This is a genomic window from Citrobacter sp. S-77 (assembly GCF_963864895.1).
Lineage (GTDB): Bacteria > Pseudomonadota > Gammaproteobacteria > Enterobacterales > Enterobacteriaceae > Citrobacter > Citrobacter murliniae.
The window spans coordinates 1,070,613-1,083,625 of sequence record NZ_CAWLWU010000002.1; the positions used below are offsets into that span (position 1 = coordinate 1,070,613).

Here is a 13,013-nt window from a genome sequence, read left to right on the forward strand (position 1 = left end):
AACCTGGGAGTGACTTTAACTGGTTTTTAATTTATATGGTTACAAAGGGGGAAGGGGGGATGTTAAATTCCAGTGAGCTGCTAAATGCGCTTGAAAAGGCGGTGAATACCACTCAGCTTTATATGGTTTATCAGCCTATATTTGACTTGCCCACCCAGAAAATTAGCGGGTTTGAAGCACTTATGCGTTGGAATAGTCCGCAAATGGGCATGATTTCTCCCGATGTTTTTATTACGCTACTGGAAGACCGCGGCAATATATTTTCAATTGAAGATATGGTTACCAATCCTCCGTGGGACGTTGCAGCAGCCTGGCCCGATCCCCTTTCGTTATCAGTAAATATTTCCGCACTTGAGTTCTGCGATCCCCTTTTACCCCAACGTATCAGGCAAAACCTTGCTGCTTGCGGACTCCCGGCCCGCCGATGCCAAATAGAGGTCACGGAAACCTCACCTTTGCGTGACTGCCATATAGCAGCTAAAAATATGACAGAGTTGAAATCGATAGGGGTGAAGTTAGCTCTGGATGATTTTGGCACCGGGCATGCTAATCTTAATTACCTGTTGAAATATCCTTTTGATACCTTAAAAATTGATAAAGAATTTGTCGCAGGAATTGAACCGGACACCCGATCAACAAAGATCGTCGAAGGTATTATTTCATTAGCACACAATTTTGGTATTGAGGTGCTGGCGGAAGGGGTGGAAACTCCCTCGCAGTTAGAACGTTTGAAGCATATTGGCTGTGATAAAATTCAAGGTTTTCTTATTTCTCCTCCGGTAATGGCCGAAGAGATCCCCGCACTGTTAACGCAAAATAACCGTTAACCTGTCAATGTCTCATTACCCCCTGATTTTCACCGGATGGCGGCGCTGACGCTTTATCCGGCCTGCTCGCAACATTCGTTTTAACTTCCCGCTCCATACCTGTAGAACTGATAGTCAGCGGGCATAAAAAAGCCTCCTGTGAAAACAGGAGGCTGGCTAAGTTTATGCTGGGTTAGAACGATTTCTTAAAGCCAATCGATGCATTCACCGGGGCTTCAACCTGCGACTTATTGCTGCCATTGCTGAATTGGGTTCCCAGTTCACCGTAGACCTGCAAATTCCTGTCGATAGACCAGCTCAGGCCGGCTGCAACTTCAGTACTGGAGTACTGCTGTGATGATTCCAGCGTAGTGGTTGCGACCGCGTTGCTAAAGTGCGTTTTGTCTTTTGAACCCAGACCCTGCCAGACGTTTACCCGGCCATAAGGCTGGAATTTGCCATGGTTGGTATCGTAGTCGGCGACCAGGCGCACACCCAGACGAGCGGTAAATGAATCTGCGGTATCCAGATTAACCTTCGTTTTGGTTTCGCCATCCAGCGTACTGTTGTCGAAGTCGCTGTATTGGTAGATCAACTGCGCCTGCGGTTCAAGACTCCAGGCACTGGCGCCTAAACGGAATGATTTACCCACTTCCGTCGAAGCCGTCAGGGTATTGCCTCTCACGCTATATGAACCATTATTACCTGATGCGGACAGACGGGATTTATGGTTACCGTACTGCAGGACGTTATCGACGTACATACCATCGTCAGAGAACCAGGTAGCATAACCGCCGACGTAAAATGCGTTGTCGTCGATATTGCCGCCTTTACCATTGCTCCCCGTTTTCGTCCCTTGAACGTTACTGTCAATGTCGAGAACGCTGGCATACATACCGGCTTTCCAGCTTTCAGTAGCATACATATCGACGCCGACCTGGATACCCGTGGTATGTGAACTGGTTTGCGTACCTGCCGCATCATCCAGTTTGGTTTTACCGGAGTAACCGATCATTCTGGCCCAGGCGCGGTTGTCTTCATCAATACCCGGTTTAACATCATCCCCCATTCGCTGGTGCATGTTACCCAACAGGCTGATGTCTCCCTGACGAACGACGCTGGCGAGGCCGGAGTACAGCATTGTTTCCGGACGGTATTCGCTTCTCAGATACCAGTTTTCTCCCTGGCCTTGTGTGTTCCCGGCATGCAACTGGTACTCAAAGGCGCCCGCAGCCATGTGCGCGCTGGCCAGATGGAATGCATCCTGTGAGGTTTGCGCCGTGGTAGTTGCACCATTGATCGCGGTAACCACTTCGATACCATCACCAACTGTCGGAGCGCCCAGACCGGAACCGTCAACATCCAGCAGGGTACTGCCGCTGGCCTGACCGCCATCGATAATCAAGCGATCCGCAATGCCTGTTCCGCTGGTGTTCTGCGCTGCAGCAATTTGCAACGTACCATTTTCACCACGGTAATCCCCTTTGACGGTTATGGTTGAACCGACCTGTTGACCACGGAGCGATACATCACCACCGTTATCCAGTCCTGCCACCGTCTGGTTGTAACCCTGCGTATTCAGCGCGGTATCTGTAGCAACATAGTGGTGTGATGATGCGCTCAGGGTATCGGTATTACCTGCCTCGAGTACGCCGTTGGCAATCAGGGTCGCTCCGCTGTAGGTATTGGAACCTTGCAGAACAGTGGTGCCGCTGCCTGTCTGATACAACTGGCCTTCGCCGCTGATATTACTGGTTAATGCCAGCGTATCGGCACGATCGATATTGAGAATGCCGTTATCAACGATATCCCCCTGTACGCTGCCGATATTACCGCCGTTACCCAGTTGCAACACGCCCTGCTCGATAGTCGTACCGCCGGTGTAGGTATTGTCCAGCGTCAGTGTCAGTATGCCTTTACCGGTTTTGGTCAATTGACCGGAACCTTCGACTTCCGTCAGCAGAGAAACATCATACCCATTTGTGTCGAATGTCCCGCCTCCGGATTCCAGAGTGACCTGACGCGCGGTATCAAATGCGTCGCCATATTTCAGCGTACCGCCATTGAAGGTGATCCCGGTATCTGCCGCCCCGAGGTTGGTATCACCAGCCACTTGTAACGTACCAGACGTAATGGTGGTTCCACCGCTGTAGGTATTGTCACCGGTGAGGATCAGCGTTCCGAGGTCACCTTTGTTCAAACCACCGGTTCCGCGAATCACACTGTCGATGGTCGCGGTGTAGTTGATACCGTCTACAGTACCATCGCCGACGCGAATCAACGTATCGGCCGTATCGGTAGTGATGGCTTCACCACCTACGCGATAGCCATCGGTAGCGAATTGCGCACCGCTGATGATCACGTCGCCTTTGCTGTTATCAACGGTAACGTTGCCTGCTTCCCCCTGGAAGACAGCAAATGCGGCATCGGTAAACGGTGCGTTTAATGCACCTTCTGGTGTGGACTCATCGGTTGTCCAGTTGTCGTTGCCCTGGCTGGATTGCCAGATACCGTCACCACCGTTGATGACGCCGTTGTTTTTCAGTTCGCCATTCTCACCGCCGGTGCCGTCCCAGAAGCGCAGTGTCAGTCCTGCATGGTTGACCAGGTTGACCTGATTTTTCACCGAGGTTTGTACATACAGGCTGTCTGCAGCTTCCGGCGCGTTAGCAATGTCCATCACGTTGTTGGTTAACGTACCGGTGTAGTTAATGACGCGATAGACACCAACGTCGAAACTTCCGCCTGGCGATGTCTCAATGTTGAGTTTACCGTCAAGCGTCAGATCACCGTTCACATCAATCAGGTCGTTGAAGGCCCCGCCTGGGGTATAAGCCTGACCAAACTGATAATCCAGCTGGGCGTTATCACTGAGCGTCAGAGAGCCAGTCGTTAGTTTACCCACGCTGTTGATCGCTGCACCGGCGGTAATATGGGCGTTATCCAGCACATCGACTGCACCGCCGATAATACCGTTACCACCGAGCGTAGCCCCGGATTTCACGGTGACTTGACCTGTTGCGGCGGACTGATTACCGTTCACCAGCAGCACGCCCTGATTGACATCCGTGGTGCCGGTATAGGTGTTGTCGCCTTCCAGCGTTAACGTGCCGGTACCGATTTTCACCAGGTTGCCATCATTCCCGCTGATGACACCGCTGATAGTGTCATCAAAGTTCAGATTGCCCAGAGACAGGGATTTATTACCCAGCTCAACGTTACCTGCGCCAGACAGCGAACCGATAGACGTTGCGCTGTTTACCGCGCTGATGTCGACCATACCGCCAGCCTGGTTTTTGACGACAGCGTTTTCTGCCATCGCCAGGTCAGCAAAGGTCATCAATCCGCTGTTGGTCACATCGGCACTGCCGCCGCTGGTGTTGTCTTCCAGCGCCAGCGTACTGTCTTTCCCGACGTTAACCGTTGCGTCACCTGCAGTGGAATCCTGAGTTAATACTGCTTTCGCTTTGCCGGTCAGATTCAGCTTCGCGCTCGCGGCTGTCACATTGTCAGCCAGGGTTAGCAGGCTGTCGGCAATGTTCATGGTGAGCGATTGCAGACTGGTATCCGTCCCGCTAACGTTAACTGTCGCGCCTTTATTAACGGTAACTGTGCTGCTGTCATTGCCACCAAATGCGCCGGTTTTGCTGACGTTGACGGTAACATTGTTAGCATTGCCCGTACCTGCGACCTCGGTTTCCCCTTTGTAGCTGTTTGCTCTGTCGAGCGTCAGGGTACTGCCCGCATCGCTTGTACTGCTGGTGATTTTCAGTTTGCCATCACCGGTGATATCTCCGGTTGGGGTGAAGTGATGTGAGTTCAGGTCAAACACTTCTGCATCGGTATTCGCACCCAGCGTGATGGTACGATCGGTGCTTAGATCCGCGCCTAATTGCAATGTCGAAGCGTTGTTGATCTCCAGACCTGTGCCGCTTTGTCCGAGGTTATTGTCAGAAGAAATTTGCAGCGTACCGCCATCAATTCGTGTACCGCCACGATACTCGTTGTCGCCGCTCAGGATCAGACGACCAAGGTCCGTTTTCACCAGTGTTAGCTTATCGCTAGTGCTGGCTTCACGGATGATGGATTCTATGGTGGCGGTGTAATTTTGCCCCGCGCCGCCGGCCCCTACGCGCAGCAGCAGTTCACCAGTCCCGGGTGTTTGACCCGCATGCGTCGCATTTTCTGTGGTGGCATAGGCGTTGAGCGCATCGCCTTTGACGACATAGCCATCAGCGTCAAACTGCGCCCCGGAGAAGTTGACTTCACCCGCAGCTTTATCAACGGTTACCGTACCGGCATTGCCCGTGAACACGGCGAAAGATTTTTGTGCCCATGGTGCGTTGCCTTCGCCGGTTGCCGTCGTCCAGTTGTTATCACCCTGGTTGCCGATCGCCATCCATTTACCATCGCCACCGTCAATTTTGCTGTCGCCTTCGATACCCGTTGCGCCGTGGCTTTGGCTGACGGTCGCACCGTCCCAGAATTGCAGGGTGACGCCATTGGCGTTAACCAGGTTTACCTGTTTATCGATAGAGGTCTGGACAAAAACGTTGCTCTTATCCTGACTGTCCGGGATCGCGCCCAGATCCAGCCCCTGGTTATCTAGCGTGCCGCCGTAATTATAAATACGGTATACACCCGGTCCGAAATTACCGCCCTGCGAAGTGGTGACATCCAGCGTACCGTCAAGTTGCAGATCGCCTGCAACGTTAATCAGGTCGTTCAGTTTGCCGCCAGGCGTGTAGGCCTGACCCAGCTCGAAGGCGGAGGTTGTTTTGTTGCCGAGTTGCAAACTGCCGTTAATGGATAACGTGCCTGCGCCACCGTCACCGGCGCTGATTGTCGAGGCATCGTTCATCACCACGTGACCGCCGATCACACCGTTACCACCCAGTGTGGCAGCGTTGCTGACAGTGGTTATGCCAGTAGCAGCACTCTGGTTACCATTAACCAACAGAGCCCCGCTCGTGACGGTAGTATCACCTTTATAGGCATTGTTCCCGCCCAGACGCGTAGTCCCGCCACCGATTTGCTGCAGCGCGCCAATACCGGAAATGATGCCGTTAAGCAGCACGTTATTGGCACGATTAATGGTGAGTATGCCGTTGTCGAGAATATTCGACACTGCGCTGACTTCCCCGGTATTCCCGCCTGAACCTAACTGCAGCGTGCCACTCTGATCAATGGTGGTGGATCCGGTATAGGTGTTGTTGGCGGTGAAGATCGTAGTGCCGCCCGCCGCACGTTCAAAATTCCCGCTGCCGCTGATGATGCCGTTATAGATTTGAGCCTGGTTATTGTCGCCCGTTGTATCAAAGATGACTTTGCTGGCAGCGTTGTTAGTAGTGATGTTGTAATCGCCAATGGTGGCGGCATTACTGCTGGACTCACCGTGGTCGCCAGTGCGCAGCGTTGCCCCGTTATTAACGGCGATCGTTTCGCTCGCCAGTGTCAGACGATCCACGATGCGCATATCGGCCTGAGAGCCGGTAAGCGTGAGTGAGTCCCAACCGGTACCGATATTCGTGCCTGTGCCCAGATTATCGCTGCCCAGACTGCCAATTTTGGCACCCGTGCCATGCGTATCTGTAAAGGTGAGGGCGTTACCTGCACCTGCTGCGGTGATGATATGGCGCGTATTGCCCAGCTCGACGTTACCGATATTGGCTTTATTGTTTCCACTGGTTCCAGCGAAATTCATTTCACCTGCAAAGGTGCCTTTCGACCAGTTAACGGTATCCGTGCCAGCTCCGGTATTGATGACACCTACCGTTTCAACGCCGTTGATATTGATGGTGTCATTGCCGTTACCGGACTGAATTGCCACGGCTGTGTCGCTGGCGGCGCGGATAGTTCCCGTATTGGTAATGGTTTTACCGTTAGCGCCGCTGGCATCAATCACCGGACCATTGACGCTATTAGAGATGATTTTCCCGTTGTTGGTCAGAGAGTTAACATTTTTCGCGATAACGGCTGAATCACCCGTGCTGTCCTGAACGGTAATGTCGGCGCTGGTGGTGACATTACCACTGGTATTGGCGCGGATCCCGCTCCCTGTGGCATTACCTGTTGCGTTATGGACGAGCACGGTGTAACCCGTACCAATATTCAGATCGCCCTTCACAGCGCTACCGTCGCGTTCTTCAAAAGCAAAACCGGTACCGCTGCCGGTGACATTCAGCTTATTGCCCGCACCGTCTTTTACATTCAGCGCAACGCTGGTACGGATACCTGAGCCGTCGTTGGCATTAATGGTGACATCATTGAGCGTAATGTCGCTACTGTTGGCGTCGTTCTGGATCCCCGCCCCAGTGCCCAAGGCACTGATGGAAACCCCTTTGGCTGTCAGAGAGCCTGCACCGGCATCCAGGCGAATACCGTCGGCGGTGCCATTCGTGATGATGGAGTCACCGGCCGCGGCGGTAATGTCCAGTACGGCACCGTTTGTCAGCAAAACGCCAGCGGTACCATCGTCGACCTTGATCTGTCCGAGCCTTTTGATCTGCGCATCAGAGCCGGAGGCGCGTACGCCAATACCGTTACTGACATGTAAAGCGTTGGACGAGTTATTTGTTAAACGTCCGCCCTGTTGCACATCGACACCGATGCTGTCGATACTGTCGAGATCCACCAGTGCTTTCGCGTTGAGAATAATATTCCCCAGATTTTTCGCTACATACGCGATAACCTTGTTCCCGCTGGCTTCGGAGGTGATGCTGGCGCCAGAGATGAGGGTGGTTTCGACAGGGTTGCCCTGGCTGGAGCCGTTTAAATTATGCGCCTGGCCGTCGACGATGCCGGCAGTGGTTTCGACACCGGTCAAATTAATGGTGGTTTTATCGCTGATATTACCACTTGCACCGCCTTCAATCACAATGGCCGATGCGCCTTGACCACCGACGTTGAACGTCGCTTCACCTGTTTGAACGAGGGTATTATTCCCGGTACCCAGTACACCAACAGAATTCTTACCGCTGAGTGTCAGTTTAAGATCGGAAGCCGTGCCGGTTACCGGATCATTGCTGTTACCGGCAAATTTAGCGCCCTCAGCAATACGGAAGATAGTGGTATTGGTCTGGCCATTATCATTCATCTCCGTCTTGCCAATGTTAGCGACCGCATTGGCACCGTACAAATAATAGCCTATCTGATCGGTGCTGTTAAACACAGGGCTACTGTCGTTATTAATATTCGCCGTTGCGCTACCGCGAACGTGAACGCCGATGTCCCCGGTACCATTCAGCGTAATGCCGGAAGAGATATCAGCAACTGCCTGCTTGCTGGAGGAGCCTTCAACCCAAATGGCGTAGTTTCGCTCATTGGTTCCTCCTTCACCGTTCACCGTAATTTGACCGGCCTGGCTGGTGGTCACTTTGGCATCCGTGCTGTCTGCGCGGACATGAATGCCGATATTATTCTTGCCGTTAACATTAATCTCGCCATCATTACGGATAGTTTGACCCGCATTGGCGCCGCTGTTATGTACCGACATCCCGTAGTTTGGTAGCCCGGATGTCTTACCATTAACCGAAATTTTGCCGGAGTTGATGACATTCCCGGCCGCACCAGCAACCAGAATACCTGCAGCATTACGTACGCCTGTACCGAGGGTAATATCTCCCGCGTTAGTCACGGTACCAGTCCCTCGCGCGTGGATGCCGGCGCTAAGGTTTGACCCGCCAGCCATTGCAACATCCTGAGAGGTATTGGAACCATCACGGCCCAGATAAATAGATGCACCAGCGCTGTTAGTGAAGGTTGCGCCATCAGTTACTTCAACGCCGTAGGCTGTGCCTTTCCCGAAAGAGGCACCGTTGGCGTTACCGTCCACAATATTGATGGTTTTGTTGTTAACCCCGGTAGAGTTCCCCGATAATTGCATACCGATGGCCAGCGTAATTGGCGTTGTTACCGTGGTGTTGGTATCCCATGGATTGGCAGCTGAGGCGGTGCCATAGTTATTCGTCGTGATGGCCTGGTTAATGATGCCATCGTTGGTAACGGTACTGGCCCCTTTGCCCTGCATACCGATAGCGCCGTAGCTATTCAGAGCCTGTCGCCCATCTTTATCGATGAACAAGCCGGAGTTGATGGTACCGGTGTTGGTTGCCGTAGCGTTTTCCGCCAGCATACCAATCGCCAGACTGTGGCCTGTGGAAGTACGTAGTACGTTGAGGGAGCCCTGGTTCGTAATAACGGCACCTTCCGTGCCTTTCATCACGCCATTAATGCTGCCGTCTACCGCCAGTACAGAATCTTGTGTCACTGTGCCTGTTGCGCCCGCGCCATGTGCGTAGACAGCGTGCAGCTCGGTATTACCGATCGTGGCGTTATTAGTATGACCCTCGCCATCAGTCCAGACTTTATAGTCCCAGTCAACCGAGCCGGTTACCGTATCGGACTGTAAAACGCTGGTAATCAACTTCGCATACCAGTCTTCAACATCTTTGAGCGACATGGTGGCGCGATTGGCGTCCAGCATCAGTTGCAGCTGGCTTACCTTGTTCCCTTGTGCATTTAAGACCGTTGTATCACTTTCGCCCAGCAGCCAGTCATTAAGGTCGCCAAGCTCTTCGGTATTGGTGATATCGAACTCCTGGGTACCGGTTTTCACCGCATTCCCTTCGCTGTCGTATCCGTAGGTATCGATAGTCAACACTTTGCCGAACTGGTCCATTGTCTGAGAACCGTTAAAGCTTTTATTCGGGACAACGGGGGCGGCGCCAAATGAGATGTAGTTGTCGGATATCCAGTTAACCTTGCTATCTGCGCCGCTGGCTTCGAGTAACGAGCTGTTTTTAGCCAGGAGTTTGATGGTGTTTTCATCATCACGGGCATTTTTCTGATCGTTACCAATGTTCAGATTGGCCGTCGAACCGTTGCTGGCCTGCGCAATGCCAAAGTTGTTATAGATTTTTGAAAGGGCTGCGTCGTAGGTGTTTAACGTAATGCCTTCTAACGGGGTTTCGGTCAGATAGTGAACCAGTTCATCGGTGTTGTAGACCTGCATATCTGCCGGGGTTTGTAATGCAGGGTCAATGACGGTGATTTTGTCATCCTGAGCAGGCGTCGTCGTCGGCTGGTTGTAGTAATACTTTTCCAGTTCTTCAACGGTTGTAATCGGGGTGGTAACGCCCCCAATGGTCGCCGTGAGGGTGATTTTCTTTTGCTCTAGCAACTGCTCAATAGTCGCCGATTCGACAAGACCGGTTTGGCCTTGCTCAATCTTCGGCAATGCGCCAGTGACGTTTAACACCGCACCGTTAGTGGTGTTCTGGTAGAGGAAGCCATCATTGTGAACGTCGTCATTTGTACCAGGTTGAATGACAATATTATTATAATCGACAGAAATATCATGGTTGCCGATGTCATCCGCCGCCACGAGTGGCGAGGTGCTAATTAAGGCTGTAGCCGCGAGTACCGCGACAGTTTTACGCGAACTGCTTTTTTTCTTACCTTTGGTTAATTCGGAAACGACAACCCAGATACCGAGCGCCGCGTTCCAAATAATGCTGTAAACCTTGTTCATATATAACCCTCGTCTGCATTTCTGTATTGCATGTGTTATTACGTTGAGTTGTTGGCTATGGTTGGCACGCGGGTGTGCTACCGGGTAAATTAATTTTCGGAAATAGAGACCCCTTCCGGGCTATGCGGAATAAAAAAAGAGCCGAAAGTAAGCCTCTTAAAAAATAACCGTTATCAGTATCCTTAAATAAGTAAGTTACGACTGGCTATAGTGGGAGATGGTGTACTTTAGCCGGGTATTATGTTTACCGAGTTTTCTGGCGATGTTGCTTTTGTACGCTCCAATAGTTTTTTCGCTTTTTTGTGATGCTCCGGCGATTTGTGTCAGCGACCAGCCTCGGGCAAGCATCATCATTACGTTGAATTCGTTAGCTGTAATTTTATTGTTCAGTTCTTTGATATTGCGTGATTTTTTGTTTTGTGTGATACGAGTTATTGTATGCAGTAGCTGATCAAGGCTGGCGTCTTGATCCAGAAACTGCATGTTCACCCCGCAAACAGTTTGAAATATAGAGAAGGTGACTTCATCTGCCAGAACGATAATTTTCGTGGAGGGATGTAAAGCCATATTGCGGATAATCCGGGCATATTTTAATAAATCTGAATTGCCGGGGTTAATAATGATGCAATCTGTTTCATGAGATAGCTTGTTGACGGCAGAAAGCGTCTGTGAGGAAAAGTACGCGATATCAATTAATAATGATGAGCCACGTAGGATTTCTCGCATGCCTAGCCAGGGGTAAATTGAATCACCCAAAAAAACAGCCTTAGACATAACGATCTCCTTGAAATTTTGGTGCAAGCAATCGCCTCTTTTTTATGCTAAAAAAGAGTTTTTTACGACGCGTGAAGTGTTAATTAAATTTCGTATTCCGTTCTTCGGTTTGAACGCATCCTTATTTATTCGGATTTAACAGATATTCTCTGTATTGATTTAAATAATTAACTATTCTTAAAGTAGATATTACTCTTTGTGAAAATTTAAGATAAATCGTTTATTTCACCTCTGAGCAGATGATTGATAGATTTCGCTTATGAATCGTCGGGGTTTCCTGTCAGCCAGTGTGACAAAGACAGGGGATTCTTAGGGTTATAGATGGCTATTTTATAAAAATCTTTTTAATACAATAAGATATGTAGTGTTCTTAACAGATAGGGAAGGGGGTGAGAGAATTCTTAACCAGCGTCAGGGCAGTAAAGTATGAGGGTTGTTGGTAGATGAAAATATTGTCATATTTGAATTAAATGTCTTTAATTATTTATATTTTATGATTTTATCCTTAGTTTTATGTAAATTTTAAAATTTAATGTCAAAATGAGCTATTCGTGCTTAATGCGCAAATCACTCATGCCATCACCACTGTGTTCATCACGCAACCCGAGAATCCTCAACTGGCCAACAGCTCTTGTTCCACTTGTTGTACCTGTACTTCCAGCGTGTTACGGATCTCCGTTAATGCCCGTTGTTGATCTGAAAAATAAGCCTCTTTATCCGTCACTGAAGTGGCCAGGCGCCAGGCGTTTTCAGCTTCCAGTTCGGTAATCTCTTTGAGCAGAGCACTAATTTGCTCTCTGAGCTGCTGTATTTTGCTGCGTAAATGCTCCAGATCGTTCAGTCGGTCACTTGCCATCATTGGTTCAAGGCCGCTTTGCAGTTGGGTAAGCAATGCCCGAACGGCTGCCAGATCGGCATTTTGTCGCGCCTGATTAAGCTGCACCATCATCTGATGTGCCTTTTCTTTTAAATCATCTGCTACGACGTCCGGGTGGCAAAGGCGGCTGGCCTGACGCCACAGGCGTTTTAACTCATTACGTTCATTCGGAGATAGCCGCTGATCGCGGGTAAAGCGATGCTGAGCATCCTGCTGTTGTTCCTGGTATTCATCATATTCATGGCTGGCCTCTTCCTGAGCCTGCCGGGTAGCGCTGTCGTCCTGACGAGAAAAATCGTTTTCCAGTTCACGGATTTCTGCCAGCAGGGCGGTGATAAGCTCAGTTTGTTGCTGAATACGCTGACGGGTTTCTACGGACTCACGGGAGTCAGAACTCAGGTTCACCCAGTGCTGCTTAAGTTTTGCCAGTTGATCAACGGCCTGTGAAATATAGTGCTGGCAGGACTGATAATCTTTTTCCCGTCGTTTTCTCTCCGCTTCCTGTTTGCGCAGTGCGCTGGCGGCCAGTTGTTTGCGCAGTTCCAGAATCCGGCTCATTAACGGGCCGAGGCGAAGATGGTACAGGTCGTTAAATTCATCCAGGATTTGAATGTGTGTGTTGCGCTTATCAATAAGGTCTCGCAGTTGTGACTCGAGCGCTTTTAGCTCGAGTTTACTGGCTGCGATGCCAGGGTCTTGCCACGTTGATACCGCGCGCTGAGATTGTAACCAGCCGGAAATTTCGCGTAGGGCATCGTTGAAACGTCGCTCTTCGATAGCCTGTACTATCGCACCAGGAATGACTGCCAATGGTTCATTTTTCAGATGTGCCAGCTGCTGGAAAATAATCTCCTCATCTTCCAGTTCGATGGCGCTTTTGACGATTTCGAGTCGTTTAATGATCTTATTCATGACAGTCGTTGCCTGGCGTGGCTCAAAAACGAGTGACCGATACCAGAGTGGGTTCACCCGTTTGAAAATGTTGGAAAAACAGTAAAGCGCATTCTGTGGCCTGCGATGCCTT

The 13,013-nt window shown here is 50.7% G+C and carries 4 protein-coding genes; 1 reads left to right on the forward strand and 3 read right to left on the reverse strand.

Annotated elements, in window-relative coordinates; translation table 11 throughout:
* Positions 1-59 precede the first annotated feature (59 nt).
* On the forward strand, positions 60-827 hold the full coding sequence (locus AACS05_RS05650; RefSeq protein WP_045440887.1) for a putative bifunctional diguanylate cyclase/phosphodiesterase: 768 nt from the start codon (positions 60-62) through the stop codon (positions 825-827).
* Positions 828-999: 172 nt separating this feature from the next.
* On the opposite strand, the gene AACS05_RS05655 is transcribed toward AACS05_RS05650, so the two are convergent.
* The 3 genes from AACS05_RS05655 to AACS05_RS05665 form a co-directional block, all read right to left on the reverse strand.
* Positions 1,000-10,338: an autotransporter-associated beta strand repeat-containing protein gene (locus tag AACS05_RS05655; RefSeq protein WP_045440889.1), complete on the reverse strand. Its 9,339-nt coding sequence runs from the start codon at positions 10,336-10,338 to the stop codon at positions 1,000-1,002.
* 195 nt (positions 10,339-10,533) lie between these two features.
* Positions 10,534-11,112: a helix-turn-helix transcriptional regulator gene (locus tag AACS05_RS05660; RefSeq protein WP_045440891.1), complete on the reverse strand. Its 579-nt coding sequence runs from the start codon at positions 11,110-11,112 to the stop codon at positions 10,534-10,536.
* A gap of 613 nt (positions 11,113-11,725) precedes the next feature.
* Positions 11,726-12,901 carry a DnaJ family molecular chaperone gene (locus tag AACS05_RS05665; RefSeq protein WP_045440893.1) on the reverse strand — a complete coding sequence of 392 codons (1,176 nt, stop codon included), beginning with the start codon at positions 12,899-12,901 and terminating at the stop codon, positions 11,726-11,728.
* Between the last annotated feature and the right edge of the window lie 112 nt (positions 12,902-13,013).

Coding starts and splice junctions, on each gene's coding strand:
- AACS05_RS05655 (WP_045440889.1), bottom strand. CDS start 10,338: ATGAACAAGGTTTACAGCATTATTTGGAACGCGGCGCTCGGTATCTGG.
- AACS05_RS05650 (WP_045440887.1), top strand. CDS start 60: ATGTTAAATTCCAGTGAGCTGCTAAATGCGCTTGAAAAGGCGGTGAAT.
- AACS05_RS05660 (WP_045440891.1), bottom strand. CDS start 11,112: ATGTCTAAGGCTGTTTTTTTGGGTGATTCAATTTACCCCTGGCTAGGC.
- AACS05_RS05665 (WP_045440893.1), bottom strand. CDS start 12,901: ATGAATAAGATCATTAAACGACTCGAAATCGTCAAAAGCGCCATCGAA.